Below are 19066 nucleotides of genomic sequence, written 5' to 3' on the forward strand. Positions count from 1 at the left end.
ATCGAGCCAGTGGTGATGCAGCTGGCCATTGAAAACCTGCGGCTCCACCCTGATTCTGCGCTCTTACAAATTTTCGATCCTGTGCGATTAAGGCTCCCAGAACGCGAGTGACTACGACTCTCTCAGTCCGTCGGCTGTTCTCGCAAGAATCTCGGCCAGAGATCACGGCGCATCCGGTCAAACGCTCGATGTCACCGCTGACGAGGTCATAGGAGCCGCGCGCCTGCCGCACCTCATGGATATCACTGCGACGACAATGACCTCAGGCAGCCCCGCCTTGATCAGCCCGGTTCGCAGTCCTTCGGCGGGCATCACGTTCAAGACGAAAGGACGCTGCACAAGCTGCGCAATCAACCTGCAGACCGTTCCACCGCGCAGAACGTCAGGTCCCGCCAGCTGATAAATGGCGACCTCGTGGCTCTCACTAGTCAGTGCGGCAGCCGGCGACTTTGGTTACGTCGTTGCGCGAAACGAAACTTACGCGGCTACCCGATTTCGCACAAAGCGGCATCAGCTGCCTGTATCTCAGATCGACTGGCCGCCGGAGACTTCGATGCGCTGGCCATTGACCCAGCGATTGTCGGTACTCAGTAGGCTCGCGACCATTGGGCCTATGTCATCGGGCACACCAACACGACCGAGCGCAGTCATGTCCGCGAACGCCTTGTTGTAATCCGGGATGTCGCGCACAGCGCCATCAAGAAAATCGGTTTCGATCGCACCCGGGGCGACTGTGTTGGCGGTGATGCCTCGGCTACCCAGCTCCTTGGCCATGTAGACGGTCAGAATCTCCACCGCGCCCTTGGCTGCCGAATAAGCTGAAAATCCCGGGAAGGATACGCGCGTCAAGCCGGAGGAAAAGTTGATAATGCGCCCCCCGTCAGCGAGCACCGGCAGCAGAGCTTGGGTAAGGAAGAATACGCCTTTGACGTGGACATCAAAGAGTGCATCGAACTGCGCTTCGGTGGTTGCGGCAAAGTCTGCCATCTCTCCATGCCCGGCATTATTGATGAGGTGATCCAGCGTGTCGCGGCCCCATGTTTCGGTCAGTGCCTGGCGCACGCCAGCGACAAAACCTTCAAACGAGGGCACATGGCTTGTGTCGAGTTGGAGAGCGACCGCCTTGCGGCCTCCCGCCTGGATTTCGGCAACGGCGGCGGCGGCGGCCTCCTTGCCGTTGCGATAAGTGATGATCACATCGCCGCCATGGCGAGCGATGCTCAATGCCGTGTTGCGTCCGAGGCCCCGATTGGCGCCAGTAACCAAAGAAATAGTCGTCATGAAATGCTCCTGAGTGCAAAAGTCTTCATGGTAGGAATTTGGCCCGCGTTCGGGTTGCCTGATTATGGTTTTTTCTTGCCTAATTATCCTGATGATATTTCACGCGGATCATAAAACTGTAGTATTTTCCAATATTAACGCCGCCAAAAGCATCCATTACGCATGGAAAAAATTGCACAATCCTACTCTGACACTCCATTCATGGGCGCCGCAACTGCACGCATTGGCATCACCGACGCGCTGCTGCAACTTGCAAGCCGATATGCCGACCGGCACGCCAACGCCGATGGCTTAGCCGCCACCCCTGTAGAGGGCGTGGTCATCTTGCGCGAGGCAGCGCCTTCGTTGCTTCAGTATGCGATCAGCAAGCCACTGGTGGCGCTAGTGTTGCAAGGAGGCAAGCGTGTGACCATGGGTAGCCACAGCTATGACTTCGGCGCTGGCGAGTCCCTGCTAATCACGATGGATGTGCCAACGGTGAGCCAGATCACCATAGCCAGTCGAGCCGCCCCCTACTATTCCCTGGTGATGGAGTTGGATGCTGCAGTCATCGCCGATCTAGCCGGCGAAATGGGGGGGCAACCGGCGCGGCTGGATCAACCCGTGCGTGTGGATCAGACCGAGTCCGATGTGTCCGAAGCCGCGTTGCGCCTGCTCAAGCTGCTGGATCGACCGAGTTCGCTGCCCGTGTTGGGCAAGCAGATGGTGCGCGAACTGCATTTTTGGCTGCTGTGTGGGCAGCATCGCCATGCCATCCGTGCCTTAGGCGTTACCGATAGCCACACCGCGCGCATTGCGCGGGCCATCTCCATCCTTCGCGCAAACTATACACAAGCGGTGAGCGTTGAGCGCTTGGCCTATGCAGCAGGGATGAGCCTATCGTCGTTTCATGCACATTTTCGCAGCATCACCACGCTCACTCCCCTGCAGTTCCAAAAGCAATTGCGTCTGCTCGAAGCGCGCCGTCACATGCTGTCCGATGGCGCTGCCATCAGCCAAGCCGCCCACTGTGTGGGCTATGAAAGCGTGTCGCAATTCACCCGTGAATACACTCGCATGTTCGGCCAACCGCCAGCACGTAGCATCCGCGAAATGCGCCTACAAGCGCAATCGGCGATGAAACGCGAGGGCTGAGCAGCGTCAGTGCACGCATTGTGAGCGCGCAGCCACGCAGCTGGAGATTTGAGCATTTAATTCAGGCGCGGCCGTTTATCCAACGCTCAAGCCACTGGAAGGCTCCCCCTGCGAGTAAACGCCATACATCAGCGGACCTATTCATTGCATGAGATAGCGCCACTTCACCATACGCTCGCCCAAGTCTAAGGTATCTCCATCGACATTAAAGCGGCCATCGCCCTGGTGATGAATCAATCGTGTTCCCTTGCGTGCCGTGTCGATCCAGATGCGTTGAACCTCCAGGCCCCACAGATTGCAGCGGCGTGCCCTCCCGTCATCGGCGACGCGCCATTTTTGTCTACCGATGCTGTGGCAAGGCAAATTTGTGGGCTGCATTGACTTCAAGACAGACTGCAGTGCTGGGCGCTTTCATGTGCACAGCCTATATCTAGAGCCAAGCTGAGAGCCTGACGCAGCTTTTCACAACGGGATGCAGAACACCCTTAGCGAGTTGGGACGATTTTGTGGCTGCACTGAAGTGCACAAGACAATTTCGTCTCTTCAAGTCTTGCAATTGAAAGACGAAAGTCTACTTACGACCGAGGCTGTGTGAAAACGCTTGGCTGACAGCTATTCAAAAATTAAAATCAAGGCACCTAGTTTTAGCATTGAGATATTTCCGGCAGCTAAGCAAAATGTAATCTGCCCCTAAGAAATCAGCAGTCATTACAAAAGCACATGATTTGCACACCTTGCCTTGCCGCATGCACAACCGGCACAATGCCAATACGTGATTTTCAAGTACAAATATCTATCAAAATCTACCTTCATCGTGCAAACAAGCGCACTTTTTACAATGGGTAAAACTGTGGGTAGAAAATAAAAAAAGCCACCTATCAGGTGGCTTTTTTTAGTAAAATCAATGATTTATCTTTTTTTATTGGCGGAAGCGGTGAGATTCGAACTCACGGAAGGCGTAAACCTTCGACGGTTTTCAAGACCGTTGCATTCAACCACTCTGCCACGCTTCCCTATTTTGGTTGGCGAAAACCGCACTCTTGAAGATGGGCTTACGCTTTTGAAGGTCGCCATTGTAAGTGCAAATTCAAGCCAGAAATACATTTTCAGCAGAATGTTGTTTACTTGCGCTGATTGACTGCGTCGCTAAACGTAAAGTTGCGAATTACGCAATAGCCAACTTAATGCTTCACCCCAGTCAGTTTATTTGCGGTGCTTACCGCGAATCACTGCAGCATCACACCAGCGCTGGGCGATGTTAGGGGCGGTGGTACAAACTGCTGTGTAAGTGGCCGTTGTGACTGCACGCTCGAGCAACTGGATGTCCGCTTCATGCTGGCGTGCCACGTGCGGGTCCTCGAAGAAGATGGCCCGATGGCATTGGTTGTTGAGCACCAAGGCTGCAATTTGCGCATCACCACCCAACGGCCCGCTGTTGTAGCGCTGCACCCAAACTTGGTCTTTAGGCCAACCTTTGCTCCAGGCTAATTCATTGAGTTGCTGTCCCGTAGTACCAGTACCCACACGGCTGCCAAAGCGTGAGAGCAAGTCAAAATTGCGAGCCACAAAATCCATCATGGTGGGCTTCATGGCATCGTGTGCGATCAAAGCCAATGTTTGCTGCGCATAGTCATGGAACACGTCGGCTTGCGGATCAGGCGTAAGACCGGCATGAATGCGCTCCATCTCCATCCAGTCGCGTGCGCTGGCTACCGTAGACAAGAAAGGTTTTCCGTGAATGACGCACTGGCGCTTTAACGCCAAAGCTTCAGGAAAAATCGAGGAAGGATCAACAGGATCCATTAAATAAACGATGCCATCGAGTGTGCGCTCAGGCGTTCCCATACCTACAACTTCAGCGACAAGCTGCATCAAGCCCCCTTGGTGCCCAAAGGGATAGCGCTGAAGGCCCGAGTAGCCTTGTAGCTTGCTAGAGGAAGCAATTGCGTCGTACGTGCGGCCAACGGTATGCAGTTGCAGCGCTAGTTCGGAGACGCCCGTTTCGCAATAGTGCAACCAAGTAAAAAGCGCGCCCTCTTCGTTTTGATGATGCAAGCGATTAGCGGCCAGTCCCAGTCTCATAGAGATTCCCGTTTAAAGAACAACCAAAGGTGGCTAGTATCGCCGCTAATACGGCTTTAGAACGTGGTCAGGATCTGCACTCAATCGCACAAAACTCAAAAAAAGAGGCTGTGAAAGCGCCTGTTGCCGCGCATGCGCCTGTATGTGCAAAACAGGCAACGCCGCAATGCGTTTTTTTAGACCTTGCCTTTTGGATTTCAACGCGGTCTGCGTGGAGATCCTAAACACGTTCTTACGCACTGTTTCGTAATCTCCAAGCAGCGGCTTTATTCAAACAGTCAAGCGGTGATCTGCCGCAACACATTTAGTCGATCAGCTTTTGCCAAAACTGTGCCTGCCCCATGGCAGGATCCAGCGCATAGGGAGCGTAGCCGAATTGGCGATAAGCCGCTTGTGCTGTGGTATTGCCAGTCAACACCTCCAGCGTCAACTTGCAGGCACCGATCTCACGTGCAATGGTTTCCGCTTCATTGAACAAAAGCCTCGAAATACCCTTGCCTCTATATGCAGGGGCTACCGCTACGTCGTGCACATTCAAAATAGGTTTGCATGCGAAGGTGGAGAACCCTTCCATTGCATTGAGCAGGCCCGCAGGCTGACCATCGCAAAAAGCCAAGACCACGTAGGTTCCAGGGCGGCTCGCTAAGGTAGCTGCTAAATTTTCCCGTGTTGCAGCAGGTAACGGCTCTGCGCCACCCATAGGGTCTTGCGCATAACTATCTAGTAATTCGACCAGCGCCCGGGCGTGCGCTGCATCATGCAAATCGGCCTGTACTACGGTGGTTTTCAAATCAAGTGTCATCTTCAGCGTCCATCGGAAAGAACAATCCGAGATTGGAGCATAAGTTAGCGCAACGCCCAGTCGGTATCTGCACGTCACCCACGTTGGCTTGGTTTTGAGGAATGAGGCTGCACGCTTCCAACAAAAGCCTTCACGCTCACAAGCGACGTACAACGCAATGCCAAAGGCAAGACCGGATAGCGAACAGAATACGCATTCAGCATGGCCAATACCTGCCAGGGCTTCGCCTGCACTACCGCACAACTGCCTACAATGCATGCCAATCTTCAGAGATCAGGCCGCAAGTGGCCTATTTCTTTTTCTTTTCCAGTGATGCGCATGGGTTTATCCCCGAGCAGATCCCCCCTTTTTTTGTGAGTGAGACAACATGGCCTCCATTTCCACACCCGGTGAGACATTCAAGCTCTACCCCAAGCGGCATAAACTGGCCTTAGGCGCATTTGGCACAGGCTGCCTTTTTCTTCTTGCGGTGGCCGCTGCGGTGCTGGGGCCTTCGGGCACGTCGATGTTCTTCTTTTTACGTGACCCCATCTTGTATTACAGCGTCATGGCGCTTGGCATGGCTGTGTTTGGGTTCTTGTTGTTTTTCTCGCTGCGCAATCTACGCACCCCAAAACCCTGGGCCACTTTGAACGCAGAGGGCATTGAGACTACGACCTTCAGTTCGCAATTTTCAGCCCCTTGGAGTGCATTTAACGGTATTGCCCGCATGAGCAACAAGCGCAGCGATATTTTGGTGCTATTACTCAAAGAGCCTGACGCATTTTTGGCGCAGCTTCCCAGCGGGCGCAACAAGACTATGGCCAAAGCACTGATCAACCGCTTTCACAGTCCATTTCTGGTCGACATCAGCGCACTTCAGGCAGACCCACAACAGGTCATCTTGTATTTGCAGTCACACATCCAATCAGATGCTGCACCTCAAGAGGCAACTACCGCTGCCACGCAAGCAACATAAACCATCCTCAGAGCCGGCCTCAAACAACCAAGCGTGCATGGAGTGCGCCGCGCAAAGCATTGCACACTACGATATCTGCTGCACCCAGTACCTGCGCTTTGGTTAAACTGCGCTCTTGAATGTTCCATTCGCCACTGTCCAACAACACGCTACGCATGACACCAGGTAATACGCCCTCAGCTAGAGGTGGTGTGTACCAAGGGGCATGAGGATCAGCATCAAGTTTGACCAACACATTGCTACGCGCACCCTCAGTCAGATAGCCCTGCCTATTGAAAAACAAGGCATCAAACGCCCCCACAGCCTCGGCCGCTTTCATGGCCCTGTCGTAGTCGCTTCGCAAACTCGTCTTGAACTGACGCAGCCATGCGGGGGTATGGCAAGCAGCATGGGCCAGAATGACCGCTACCGAACCATCCCCAGACAACATCAATGGCTGCAAAAGGCCATGGGTGAATGCCAACTGGCCATCACTACGCAGTGCCATGCGCAAACGCCAATCGCCAGTGGCATGTGCATCGAAGTGCTCTTCAATGTATGTCTGCAATTGGCTTTGCCAACGCGGTCGATCATGCGCAAAGCCCAGTGCTAGTGCGCTAGATGCCAAACGCGCAACGTGCCTCTCCCAATATGCAGGGCATGAGGCGCCTGCAGACACGCGCATGGTTTCAAACAATTCAAAGCCGGTTGTGTCATGCAGCGCAAAACCAGCTTTGAGATGGCACTCTTGCCATTCTTGCTCTGCTTGACTGTCCCACACAATGCCAGCGCCCACAGAAAACTGCACTGCATGGCCCATCGCCGCAGGGGGCAACACCCTAGCAGGCAATTCCAGCGCCACGTCAAGCTGTAGAGTGCGAATCGGTACGCTCAAACAGTAATTCAGCGTAGCCGCCTCATTCGCTGGCTCTTGCACTAGTAGCTCGTGGATAGAAGAAGCCTCCACCCAGCCAATTGCACCGGTGTACAGTCGACGTTGGTGCGCGTCTCGTGTCATGAGTACACCATGCGCCTCGTGGCATTGCGCCCCATATGATTGGGTCCCATCTATTGGCATGCTGCTGGTAGGCGCGCCTTCGATGCAGGCAATCAGCTCCATGGTTTTGCGCTTGGGCGCACCGGTAATGGAGCCACACGGAAAGCTCGCGCGCAAAACTTCCGCCAAACCTGCCTCGGGCCGCAAACGCGCCTGCACTGTACTAGTCATCCCCAGCACTTGCCCATTGCGTTGCACTGCAAACAAATCACGTACCTGTACGCTGCCTGTTTGTGCCACCGCGCCCAAATCATTGCGCAGCAAATCCACAATCATGACGTTTTCAGCACGATTTTTCGGATCGTTGTGCAACCACTGCGCCGCCTGTTCTGTTTGCGCGACCGTGGCTTGCACGGCCGTGGTGCCTTTCATCGGCTTGGCCACAATGTTGCCATCGTTGACCTGAATGAAAAGCTCAGGCGACAAGGACAGCACCCAGGGCTGGTAGCCAGCTTGCGCTACTGGCAGGCGCATCAACGCGCCAAATTGCGCTGGCTGACGTTGGCGCAAGTGGCGGTATAGCGCCAGCGGCGAACCATAGCTACGGCCATGGAACGCAAAAGTGTAATTAATCTGATAGGTATCACCGCGTTCAATGGCTGCATGGATTTCATCAATCGCCTGCGTGAACTCCGCTTGGTTGACTTGAGATTGCCAATCAAACAAACCAGCATCGGGCCATGCCAAGGTGGCTACCTGCGCATCTAACCACTCCTTCACTGCAGTTCTGTCCATACGCTGCATTGATGCAAAAAGTTCCACGCGCAAACTCGGTACAGGCGCAGATACCGACGGGGTCCGCGCATGAGAGATTTGGCAACCACCAGGCACAAGCCCCTGCAACTGCATCCCCCACTCATAGTCCGCCAGTAATACGGCATGCAGGCCAGAAGCCAGCGCCTGCTGCACACGCGTCTGCCATGCCTGCAGATCATCCGCATCGGTGCATACCAAGCTGGAGTGCCAGTGCGTATACAGACGGCTAGCGGGTCTCTCGACAGTGGCATCACAGTCATCGAGCAAGACAAATGCTTCTCCTGTTTCTGCCGCAAAAATGGGCGCCGCTTCACGCGCGCCCAGCTCGCTCCACGAACTTTGCATGTTTTGGCCTTGCTTCACTTATTCCTGCTTGAGCAACGCCTGCACCGCTGGCCACACCGTTTGCACAATCAACGGCTGAGCCTGCGCATTTGGATGGATACGATCGCTTTGAAAATACTTGTCCAAGTCTGCGGGGTCTGAAATGGCCTCCAAGATGAAGGGAACCACCGCTACCGTTTTGTCTTTACCCACTTGCGCAAACACCTGAGCAAACTCGCTGGAATACTTGGCCCCATAATTGGGCGGCACCTGAATGCCCAGCAGCAAGACCTGCGCCCTAGCCGCTTGCGCTGCATCCACCATAGCAATCAGGTTGTCTTGCGTGCTGCTCAGCGGCAACCCTCGCAATGCGTCGTTGCCCCCCAGTTCAATCACCACGTATGCCGGTGCATGCGCTTTCAGCAATGCAGGCAAACGGCTACGCCCGCCTGCAGTGGTCTCGCCACTGATGCTGGCATTGACCACCTCCACTTTGGAAGAGCCCTCGTGCAATTTCTGGCTCAACAGTTGAACCCAGCCCTGCCCTCTGGCCAACCCATACTCTGCACTGATCGAGTCCCCCAACACCAGCATTTTCGTACCTCGGGCAGCCGCACTGACTCCGCTGGCATGCGCCAACGGCGCGACTAACCCCCACACCAACACACCCCAAAAAAGCCCCAAAAAGATACGAGACACTACAGTCACGCTACATTGGCGACGATGAAAAACCTTGATCACACTGCTTCCCCTATTGTTCACACTGCACCTGAGAGCGCACCAACGCGCCCAAGTTCAGCCAGCAAGCCGATGATTATGGTGGATCAGTTGGGCAAAGCAGTCCAGGACTCCACAGGAACCCTGCAAATTTTGCACGGTATTAACCTGCAATTGCCTGCGCAAACCACGGTCGCCATTGTCGGAGCATCCGGGTCAGGCAAAAGTACCTTGCTGTCCATTCTTGCGGGACTAGACACGCCCACAACAGGCACTGTTTACCTAGATGGGCAAGATATCTTTGCGCTCAATGAAGATCAGCGGGCGGCGCTGCGGGCACAAAAGACTGGTTTTGTATTTCAAAACTTCCAGCTCTTGGGGAGTTTGACGGCACTCGAAAACGTCATGCTCCCGCTGGAGCTGGCAGGACAGCGGCATGCCCGCACACAGGCCACCGAGATGCTTGCCCGTGTGGGCCTGTCCCAACGGCTCAACCACTACCCCAAAGTCATGTCTGGGGGAGAACAGCAACGCGTAGCATTGGCCCGTGCTTTTGTGGTGCAGCCCCAAGTACTGTTTGCAGACGAACCCACCGGCAGCCTGGACTTCGCCACTGGCCACGCGGTCATGGAATTGATGCTCCAACTCAACCAAGAGCTCGGCACCACGTTGGTGATGGTGACCCACGACCGAGAACTGGCCGCGCGCTGTACTATGCGCGTGCGTATCGATGCTGGGCACGCCCACCTTGAAAGTTAAGCGCTTGACTGCTCAAACGTGGGCTTTGCGCCATACCAAAAAATAGGCATTTGAGAGCGCACTGCGACGGTTGGCGCAAACAGCCAAGGGTTTCCACCTACACCCAATCGCACCACCTTGCAACTCGCGCAACAATCTGGGGCCTTTTCTACCCCACAGTGCGCGTCCATGACTTCTGCTTCTGCCGTCTCCCATTCCCGCTGGCCTTTACTGGCCTTAGCCGTCGGCGCCTTCGGCATTGGCACCACCGAATTCGGCCCCATGGGCATGCTGCCCACGATTGCTGCCGGTGTGGATGTCTCCATCGCCTCTGCCGGCATGCTGATATCTGCCTACGCAATTGGTGTCATGATCGGGGCGCCTTTCATGACATTGCTACTGTCCCACTGGCCTCGGCGCAAAGCCTTGATCACGCTGATGTCGATTTTCACTGTCGGCAACTTACTATCAGCCTGGGCACCAGACTATGCCAGCCTGATGGTGGCACGCATCATCACCAGCCTGAACCACGGTGCCTTTTTTGGCATTGGTTCAGTAGTTGCTGCCAGCTTGGTGCCACGAGAGAAGCAAGCCAGCGCCGTTGCCACGATGTTCTTAGGATTGACGATTGCCAATATTGGCGGCGTCCCCGTCGCAACCTGGCTAGGGCAAACCATAGGCTGGCGCGAATCCTTCGTGGCCATTTCAGCGTTAGGTCTGCTGGCCATGACTGCACTGGCCCTCGCTCTGCCGCAAGGCAGTCGTGGCAGCATGCCCAATGTCCGTGCTGAACTGCGTGTATTGGTTCAACCTACCGTACTGCTGGCCATGGCAACTACCGTTTTGGGCTCAGGCGCGATGTTTGCGCTCTACACCTACATCAATCCCGCGCTGGAAACTTTCACCAATGCTTCACCAGGTTTTGTCACGGCCATGCTGGTGCTCACTGGTGTTGGCTTTACGATCGGCAATACTTTAGGCGGGCGCTGGGCCGATCGCTCACTGGTCAAAACGCTACTGAGCTTTCTGTCGCTCATCGCCATCAGCATGCTGGCCTTTCCCTATCTGGCCCAAACACATGTAGGGGCCGCTATTGCGCTGTTGGTCTGGTCTATTGCCGCATTTGGCGTGGTACCGCCAGTTCAAATGCGCGTCATGCGCGCTGCCAGCGGCGCACCTGGTTTAGCTTCTTCAGTCAATGTAGGGGCATTTAATTGCGGCAATGCGATTGGTGCCGCTGTCGGCAGTGTGATCCTGAAGGCCGGTCTGGGCTATGCCGCAGTGATGTGGTGTGGGGCTGGCTTGGCGGTGTTGGCTTGCTTAACAGTTGCCGTGCCCGCCTTGAGAAAACGTTAAGGCATTGATGGGGCTATACAGACCCCATATCGCCATCCTAAAACGGGCATTTCCACACTTTTATTTTGGTCTGCTCAATGCGTTGGTCAGTAGGCGAGAGGTGATATCGACGATTTGCACCATTCGGTCGTAAGCCATACGGGTGGGGCCAATGACGCCCAAGGTCCCTACCACGTGGCCATCCACTTCGTAAGGGGCGCTGACAATGGAAAGCTCCGAAACAGGAACGATGTGGCTTTCGCCACCAATGTAAATTTTCACGCCTTCGGCCTGGCCCGTGACATCGAGCAGTTGCAAAATTTGATTTTTCTGCTCGAACAAATCGAATGCGCGGCGAATACTGTCCATGTCTTTGGAAAAGTCGCTCACGGCCAATAGATTCCGCTCGCCAGAAATCACCACATCTTTGTCGGTCGTGCCGTCAGCAGGTGCAGTCTCACTCATGGCCGCTTCCATCAAGCCGGCAATTTCACCACGCAAGCGGTTGACCTCGGTACGCAAACGCTCACGCACTTGATCGACCGACAAACCCGAATAATGGGCGTTGAGAAAGTTACTGGCCTCCGAGAGCTGGTCTTGCGAGATATCGGCCTGGGTCAGCACCACTTTGTTTTGCACATTGCCATCTGGGGAAACCAATATCACCAGTACGCGTTGCTCGGACAGGCGCAAAAATTCAATGTGGTGAAACACCGAACTTTTCTGCGGCGCCACCACTACGCCCACAAATTGGGACATGCTCGAGAGCATTTGCGCCGCACTGGCGATCACGCGCTGCGGTTGGTCCACGCTCAGGGAAGGCGCCTGCATATGCAACTGCTCACGCTGCACGGTCATCATGCTGTCGACAAATAGGCGGTAGCCCCTTGGCGTCGGCACCCGCCCTGCCGAGGTATGCGGACTGGCAATCAAGCCCAAGTCCTCCAAATCCGCCATGATGTTGCGGATAGTGGCTGCCGACAGGTCCAAACCAGAAGATTTGGCCAGCGTGCGCGAGCCCACCGGTTGCCCGTCCTCAATATAACGTTCAATCAGAGTGGTTAGCAGTAGTTTGGCGCGGTCATCCAGCATCAGCACATTTTATCGGTATCCGCGAAGGTGCTGTGCTTGAGCCATGCCAATAAAGGCGCAGGCAATGCCCAGCGTCCCTGAATAAGCTGATCAACGTCAACCCATTCGAGGTGACCCAGAGGCATATCGCCATGCCCGACCATCTGCACAGACGGTGCTGCCTGGCTTGGAAGTTGAGCCACCACGGGCACGAGATTCAAGTCTTTGTGTGTCAACACATGACGAAAACCAGGCTGCCAATCCAAGCCACCAGCCTGCCCACCTAGGTTTTGCCACGCCAGCAAAAGCGCGGCCTCATCTTCAAATGTAGGAAATGCATACAGCTGCGCCCAGATGCCCTTGTCTGGACGCTTGTGCAAAGCCAGTTGCGGGAGCGCAATTGAACTCTGACTGTCACATTGATGATGCTGGTCGCGGCACAACACCAACCAGTACCACGTAGAAGAGCTGCGTTTGAGCTTACGGGTTTTGCGTGGCAATACATGCGTCAATTGCTTCAAACGGGCTTGGCAATCACCAGCAACCGGGCACGCGCCGCAGTGCGCACGCTTGGATGTACACACTGTGGCACCCAAATCCATCAGCCCTTGGGTATAAGCTGGCATGGCATTAACGCCATCCTGCTTGGGAACCAAAGCTTCGGCTTTAGCCCACAAGGTTTTGATGGCCGATGCGGAGGCCAAGTCTTCTTCAAACCCTAAATAACGGGCCATTACGCGCTGAACATTCGCATCAAAAATGGAACGCTGTACACCAAAACAAAATGCCGCAATCGCATGGGCAGTCGAACGCCCCACTCCTGGTAACTGCACCAATAAGTCAGGATCGCTAGGGAATTGCCCGTTGAACTGCGCCACCACCATTTGTGCAGCACGGTGGAGATTACGCGCCCTGCTGTAATACCCCAATCCACTCCAGAGCGGCATGACTTCGTCTACAGAGGCATGCGCCAACGCATCCACCGAAGGAAAGACTTCCAGAAACCGCGCGTAATACCCCAGCACGGTTTTCACTTGGGTTTGCTGCAGCATGATTTCGGAGAGCCATACGCGGTAGGGGTCGCGGGTATTTTGCCAAGGCAAGCCATGTCGGCCACTGCTGCGCTGCCACGCGACCAAACGATCTGAAAAAAAGGACACGCGTTTCACCAGGAAAGCACTACTGCGAGCGCAGAGATCAAAAGAAGTAAGACAGCCGTTTATATCGCGCCATCATGCACGCACAGGCTGAGGCTGTCCAAGGTCGAAATCAAGGCTGCTGAGCATGGAATGCAAGGAGTCTTCCAATCGGCTAGTGCGATCTTGCAATTGTTCGGAAACCGACGCCAAGGCATCGATATCAGCCTGCAACTCCTGCAAGCGTTCAGTCAAATCCAATTCAGCCTGCTCAATACGCTCAATGGTTTCGCTGCGGTTCAAAAAGCTATGCCTGCGCTCTTTCAACTGCACATCCAATTGGGCGGAAGAAGCCTTACTCCACAGTTCTAATTCATTGGAGACAGCCTCAAACACAGAACGCAAGCGCATGGAAATAGCGGCAACCAAACGCTCACTGAACTCGTTCGAAGAAAACCGCAGCGCATTGGCAACGGAAAAATGGTTTTTATTGCTTTGCGCGATCTTGTCCAGATCCTCAATGTACTGCCCAAGATTGAGGGCTTGTGGCGCAGTGAGTGAAAACCCAAATTCGGTATTCAGGCTATCAAAAGCATCTATCGCCAAACGGTGCATCTGATCGGCAATTTCCTGCGTCGCTTCCACCGACTCCTTCAAGCTATCAAAGGTTTCAAAAAAACGTTTCTGAAAGCCGAAAGTGAGCATTTTCCCTTGCAGTGCAGCCGTCAGGCTGGCCAATTCACTTTTGATGGTTTTACTGCTCAGCTGCTGAAAACCTTGGTTGAGCAGCTTATTTTGCGCCGCACGCAGACCCAAGATCTTGTGCACACTACTGTCGAACTCTTTGCGTTCACGGGCAATACGCATACGAATGCTGCGCCTTGCACTGCTATTTTTACCCTGCAGGCCTGCAATCTCCTGCATTTGTTCGGTCAGGTCACGCAAACGCACCGTCAGTATCTGCTGCGCATCCGCACGCAACTCCGCCAACCCTTTGAACAAGGCATGGTTAAGCAATTGGTGGCGTTGCCCCAGCAAGGTATCAACCAGCACCGATTCCAATTGGCGAATCGCGCTCTCACGCAACAATGCATCGTCCTTGGTGATTTTGGCCACCAGCGCTTTTTGCGCAGAAATCGCAATCACCTGGTTGAGCGGCACACCCAAGGTTTGCGCAGTGGTTTGCCGCTGCTTTCGGATCTGTGTTTGGTGCGCTTCCTTGGAGGTCAGGCTATCCCAGAGCGTATCAATTTTATTGAGGACCACCAGACGCATTCCAGAGGAATCCACATGTGGGCCGAGCAAGTCTTGCCAAATACGCAGGTCAGAGCGGGTCACGCCTGTGTCTGCCCCCAAAATAAACAATACCGCTTGTGCCTGCGGCAACAGGCTGATCGTCAATTCCGGCTCAGCCCCAATCGCGTTCAAACCGGGCGTATCCAGAATCACCATACCTTTTTTCAGCAGCGGGTGCGGGAAGTTGATGACCGCGTGACGCCACTTGGGCACATCGACCAAGCCAGACGCATTGAGCGGTGGATTATCATCTGCACCATCCACCCAAAAACCCAGACGGCGCGCTTCGGCCACATCCACACTGATGGTTTCGGTCACGCGCTCAACAGCAGCAGCCACGCTATCACCGGATTTGGCGTTGAGCGGCACCGACAACCATGAAGAGGGTTTGAGCCGCCAGTCGGCCAAGCTCGCCCCCAACTTGCGAGTCTCGATGGGCAACAAACGCACACTGGGCGTGTAAGTCGCATCCCAAGTCAACTCCGTTGGGCACATGGTTGTGCGGCCTGCGCTGGCGGGCATGATGCGCCGACCATAGCTGGAGAAAAACAGGGCGTTAATCATCTCCGACTTGCCGCGTGAATACTCTGCCACAAAAGCCACTGTGAGCTTATCGTCGAGCGTTTGCTCATGCAAACGGCTCAAACGCTCCATTGCAGAGGCATTGCGCAAGCCTTTGCCTTCGAGCCATGCTGAGAACACACTCAGCTCTTTGGCAAATTCAGCACGCCATTGCCCATATTGGTCAAATCGTTGATTGAATGTCTGACTCTCAATGCTCACTGTGATTGCTTTATGGTGTGGCATACGATGGGCCTGATCGTACCGGCAGGCCCATCAGAGAAATGCCTATGGAATGCGGTTGAAATGCGATTTAACAGTTGTCAACATAATAGGCCCATCCTGAACAACAAGAGAGCACAAAGCGGCTGTTACGCCATTGTGTTGACATTAATTTAACGATGCAACTCTCCATTGCGCTCAGGCTGGAATAAAACCTCTTTGACATGCACCGTCATCACTTTGCCACCCGGCGCGGGCCAACTGAGCGAATCACCCACAGATAGCCCTAATAGCGCACTCCCAATAGGAGCAAAAACCGAAACACGGTCGTCCATCCCTTGGAGATCGCGCGGGTAGACCAAGGTCAGCGCAAACTCCTTGCCAGTTTCAGCAATCACGAACCGCACCGTGGAGTTCATAGTCACCACTGTAGGGGGAATTTCCTCTGGCGGCAGAATCTCAGCCCGGTCTATCTCTTTCTCCAGCGCATCACGGTGCGCAAAGGCCGATGCAGGCATGGCCTCCAGCAACGCTTCAATGCGGTCCACATCCAGTGAAGAGAGAATTAAAGGGGGTTTGGCATCGGCCATGGGTCACTCCTTGCAATGGCAACAACGTGTGCAGTTCAACGCCACTGGCATTTCTCAGTTTCTTGCGCTGAGCGCCACGTCACGTGCTTGCTTTATTCGTAAAACCAGCACTTTAGCCCATATTCACGCCACATTTCCCGCCACTTTGCCGGTACAGCGATGGCGAGACCCCCACCCAACGTGTAAATGCACGTGTAAAGCTCTTGGCATTGTCAAATCCAACACTGGCAGCAACTTTCTTGACAGGGTAGGACGTACGCAGCAGCAACTGCATCGCCTTCTCGCAATGCACTTCATCTTTGATTTTCTGCAAACTCATCCCATCCTCTTGCAAAAAACGGTGCAGGCTACGCACAGAGACATGCAGCGCCTGAGCCAAGCTCTCTGCCGTGTACGTCTGTCCAGGTTTGGCATTGGCAAGCAACTGCCGCACGCGCTGTTGCATCAACCTGTCCCTGCGATAAGGCTTGACCACCACCAACAAGGCTCGCTGCAGCATCAGGTTGAGTGCAGCTTCATCGCGCCGCACCGGCATATCGAGATAGTTCACATCAAACTGCAAACTGGCACGTTCAGCTTGGTAGCAAATACGCGCAGGAAACATGACCGCCACTTGCGCAGCGTAGTCTGGAGCCTCAAACGGCAGATCGACTTGGGTCAGACGAATTTGCGAATCGAGCAGCCAACATGAAAAACCATGAATATTGCGTAGCAGTGTCATCAAGCCCAGCCTGCGCCTATCCGCACAAGCCAGTTGCCGCTCATGCACCGTCACCTGTGCCAAGCCTGCGCGCTCATCCAATTGCAGGTGCAAGTCATCGGTTAGCAAACCATGGTGGCGGCACCAACGGCGCAAAGCGATTCGCAAGTTCGGCGCACTCAGGGTGGCACGCGCAAGAAAACCATAGCTGCCCCACCGCATCGGACGAGACAGCCAACCCAAAGCCTCATCGTCAAGCTCTTGCATGGCAAAAACCGACAATCGCTCCATTTGCAAGGCCGTCATCAAGCCTTGCGGATTAGCCCTATCAGATGGCGTAATTTGTGCATATTCCAACGCCTTTTCGGGGTCTTTCCCGTACTGCTCATAACATTGCAAAACGGTATGCAAAAACGCAACCGGAGTCGCCCTAGCGGGCTCTCGATCCATGGGCATTCGGACAGGCTTGGCAGCATTTTTCGTCATAGGCATTAATCAGGCAATGTTGCAAACAATTTTGGCACAAATTGCACCCTCCATGGCCACGACTTTTACGCACACCAACATTAAGATAGTCACTCAACAGCGAGCCGCAATGAGAATGGCCCACAGGAGACACAATGCAAAATCCCGCCCTCAGCTACGCCAAAGGCAGCCAAACTCCCGCCTTGATTGAACAAACCATTGGCGACTATTTTGATGCCATGGTTGCCCAGTACCCTGACCACGATGCACTCATCAGCCGCCATCAAAACGAGCGATTGACGTACAGCCAGCTGCAGGCACGCGTAAACCAATTTGCCAGTGCATTACTGAGAATGGGCTTGCAAGCAGGAGACCGCATTGGCATTTGGTCGCATAACAATGTCGAATGGGTACTGATGCAATTGGCCACGGCCAAAGTCGGATTGATCTTAGTAAACATCAATCCGGCTTACCGCACCTCAGAAGCCGAATACGCACTCAATAAAGTGGGCTGCAAAGTGCTGGTCACAATGCCCAGCTTCAAGACCAGCGACTATCTGGGCATGTTGCGGGAGTTGGCTCCTGAGTTGACCACAGCCTCGACTGGCCAATTGGCTGCACGGCGTTTGCCATTTCTGCGCCAAATCATTTGGATTGATGTGGCTGGACAAGGTGAAGATCAAGTCGGCATGCTGCGTTTTTCTGACGTGCTGGCCACTGGTTCTGCCAACGATGCACAAGTGGCGCAAACACAAGCTAGCTTGCGCCAAAACGATCCGATCAACATCCAATTCACCAGCGGTACCACGGGCTTCCCGAAAGGGGCCACTCTGACCCACCGCAACATTCTCAACAACGGATTCTTCATTGGTGAGTGCATGGAACTCGGCCCCACCGACCGGCTCTGCATCCCCGTGCCGCTTTACCACTGCTTTGGCATGGTACTGGGCAACTTGGCCTGCTTGACACATGGCAGCGCCATTGTTTATCCCAACGATGGATTCGAGCCTCTTTCCGTGCTTGAAGCCGTACAAGCTGAGCGCTGTACAGGCCTACACGGCGTGCCAACCATGTTCATTGCCGAGCTGGATCACCCACGTTTTGCTGAATTTGATCTCTCCACTTTGCGCACCGGCATCATGGCCGGTACTTCATGCCCGATTGAAGTCATGAAGCGTGTGGTCGAGCGCATGCACTTGAGCCAAATCACGATTGCCTACGGCATGACCGAAACCAGCCCCGTCAGCTGCCAAAGTGACACGCAAACGCCATTGGAAAAACGTGTGACTACAGTGGGCAAAGTGCAGCCGCATCTGGAAATAAAAATAGTCGATCCAGGCACTGGTGAAACCGTCGCACGCGGCCAATCAGGCGAACTGTGCACCCGTGGCTATTCAGTCATGCATGGCTATTGGGGCGACGAGGAAAAAACCCGCGAGGCTATTGATGCTGAGCATTGGATGCACACCGGTGACTTGGCCACGATGGATGAAGAGGGCTATGTGAACATCGTGGGTCGCATCAAAGACATGGTGATCCGTGGCGGTGAAAACATTTACCCACGCGAGATTGAAGAGTTTCTCTACCGCCATCCACAAATTCAGGACGTGCAAATCGTCGGAGTGCCAGATAAGAAGTATGGGGAAGAGTTGTGTGCCTGGATCATCGCCAAACCAGGCCAAAGTCTGACCGAAGAAGATGTGCGTGCATTCTGCAAAGGGCAAATTGCGCACTACAAAGTGCCCCGCTATATCCGCTTTGTCGATGCATTCCCCATGACAGTAACCGGAAAAATCCAGAAGTTTCTCATTCGTGATGCAATGAAACAGCAACTGGGCTTAACCGAAGCGGCGTCCGCCTAA

Annotated in this window: 16 protein-coding genes and 1 tRNA gene; 5 read left to right on the forward strand and 12 right to left on the reverse strand. The window is 54.4% G+C overall.

What is annotated here, in order from left to right; genetic code table 11:
* Positions 1 to 525 precede the first annotated feature (525 nt).
* Positions 526 to 1281, reverse strand: coding sequence for an SDR family NAD(P)-dependent oxidoreductase (locus tag E9531_RS13650; protein WP_136574328.1), 756 nt, complete (start codon positions 1279 to 1281; stop codon positions 526 to 528).
* A 162-nt stretch (positions 1282 to 1443) separates the two neighbouring features.
* On the opposite strand from E9531_RS13650, the gene E9531_RS13655 reads away from it, so the two are divergent.
* Entirely contained in the window at positions 1444 to 2415 is a 972-nt protein-coding gene (locus E9531_RS13655; protein ID WP_244610115.1) for an AraC family transcriptional regulator, read from the forward strand.
* Between the two features lie 141 nt (positions 2416 to 2556).
* Here the strand turns inward: E9531_RS13655 and E9531_RS13660 are convergent, their stop codons facing one another.
* The 4 genes from E9531_RS13660 to E9531_RS13675 form a co-directional block, all read right to left on the reverse strand.
* A complete protein-coding gene (locus E9531_RS13660; RefSeq protein ID WP_211343446.1) occupies positions 2557 to 2793 on the reverse strand; it encodes a hypothetical protein in 237 nt (78 codons plus the stop codon).
* Positions 2794 to 3338: 545 nt separating this feature from the next.
* Positions 3339 to 3428: transfer RNA gene (locus E9531_RS13665), tRNA-Ser, on the reverse strand.
* A 190-nt stretch (positions 3429 to 3618) separates the two neighbouring features.
* Positions 3619 to 4497: a methylglyoxal synthase gene (locus E9531_RS13670; RefSeq protein WP_136574329.1), complete on the reverse strand. Its 879-nt coding sequence runs from the start codon at positions 4495 to 4497 to the stop codon at positions 3619 to 3621.
* A gap of 304 nt (positions 4498 to 4801) precedes the next feature.
* A complete protein-coding gene (locus tag E9531_RS13675; protein WP_136574330.1) occupies positions 4802 to 5299 on the reverse strand; it encodes a GNAT family N-acetyltransferase in 498 nt (165 codons plus the stop codon).
* A 367-nt stretch (positions 5300 to 5666) separates the two neighbouring features.
* On the opposite strand from E9531_RS13675, the gene E9531_RS13680 reads away from it, so the two are divergent.
* The gene (locus E9531_RS13680) at positions 5667 to 6257 is read left to right on the forward strand and encodes an STM3941 family protein (RefSeq protein ID WP_136574331.1); all 591 of its coding nucleotides are present in this window, start codon (positions 5667 to 5669) and stop codon (positions 6255 to 6257) included.
* 19 nt (positions 6258 to 6276) lie between these two features.
* On the opposite strand, the gene E9531_RS13685 is transcribed toward E9531_RS13680, so the two are convergent.
* Together E9531_RS13685 and E9531_RS13690 are read right to left on the reverse strand one after the other, a co-directional pair.
* Complete coding sequence (locus tag E9531_RS13685; protein ID WP_136574332.1) at positions 6277 to 8394, reverse strand: bifunctional chorismate-binding protein/class IV aminotransferase; 2118 nt, start codon at positions 8392 to 8394, stop codon at positions 6277 to 6279.
* A gap of 18 nt (positions 8395 to 8412) precedes the next feature.
* Positions 8413 to 9081, reverse strand: coding sequence for an arylesterase (locus E9531_RS13690; protein ID WP_425293596.1), 669 nt, complete (start codon positions 9079 to 9081; stop codon positions 8413 to 8415).
* Between the two features lie 102 nt (positions 9082 to 9183).
* Here E9531_RS13690 and E9531_RS13695 point away from each other — a divergent pair, with 102 nt between their 5' ends.
* Positions 9184 to 9849, forward strand: coding sequence for an ABC transporter ATP-binding protein (locus E9531_RS13695; protein WP_136574362.1), 666 nt, complete (start codon positions 9184 to 9186; stop codon positions 9847 to 9849).
* A 168-nt stretch (positions 9850 to 10017) separates the two neighbouring features.
* Positions 10018 to 11184, forward strand: coding sequence for an MFS transporter (locus tag E9531_RS13700; RefSeq protein WP_136574333.1), 1167 nt, complete (start codon positions 10018 to 10020; stop codon positions 11182 to 11184).
* A 60-nt stretch (positions 11185 to 11244) separates the two neighbouring features.
* Here E9531_RS13700 and hrcA read toward each other — a convergent pair whose 3' ends face one another.
* From hrcA to E9531_RS13725, 5 genes are all read right to left on the reverse strand, one after another.
* The gene (gene hrcA, locus E9531_RS13705) at positions 11245 to 12255 is read right to left on the reverse strand and encodes a heat-inducible transcriptional repressor HrcA (protein ID WP_136574334.1); all 1011 of its coding nucleotides are present in this window, start codon (positions 12253 to 12255) and stop codon (positions 11245 to 11247) included.
* Complete coding sequence (mutY, locus tag E9531_RS13710) at positions 12255 to 13394, reverse strand: A/G-specific adenine glycosylase (protein ID WP_136574335.1); 1140 nt, start codon at positions 13392 to 13394, stop codon at positions 12255 to 12257. The genes hrcA and mutY overlap by 1 nt, the downstream gene beginning before the upstream one ends.
* 72 nt (positions 13395 to 13466) lie before the next feature.
* Positions 13467 to 15449 (reverse strand): dynamin family protein, encoded by a 1983-nt coding sequence (locus E9531_RS13715; RefSeq protein WP_244610116.1) that lies wholly within the window; start codon positions 15447 to 15449, stop codon positions 13467 to 13469.
* Between the two features lie 173 nt (positions 15450 to 15622).
* Positions 15623 to 16039 carry a nucleoside diphosphate kinase regulator gene (gene rnk, locus E9531_RS13720; RefSeq protein WP_136574337.1) on the reverse strand — a complete coding sequence of 139 codons (417 nt, stop codon included), beginning with the start codon at positions 16037 to 16039 and terminating at the stop codon, positions 15623 to 15625.
* Positions 16040 to 16151: 112 nt separating this feature from the next.
* Positions 16152 to 17225, reverse strand: coding sequence for an AraC family transcriptional regulator (locus E9531_RS13725; protein ID WP_244610117.1), 1074 nt, complete (start codon positions 17223 to 17225; stop codon positions 16152 to 16154).
* 134 nt (positions 17226 to 17359) lie between these two features.
* Here E9531_RS13725 and E9531_RS13730 point away from each other — a divergent pair, with 134 nt between their 5' ends.
* Positions 17360 to 19066 (forward strand): AMP-binding protein, encoded by a 1707-nt coding sequence (locus E9531_RS13730; protein WP_136574338.1) that lies wholly within the window; start codon positions 17360 to 17362, stop codon positions 19064 to 19066.

It is taken from the genome of Lampropedia puyangensis (genome assembly GCF_004833285.1).
Lineage (GTDB): Bacteria > Pseudomonadota > Gammaproteobacteria > Burkholderiales > Burkholderiaceae_C > Lampropedia > Lampropedia puyangensis.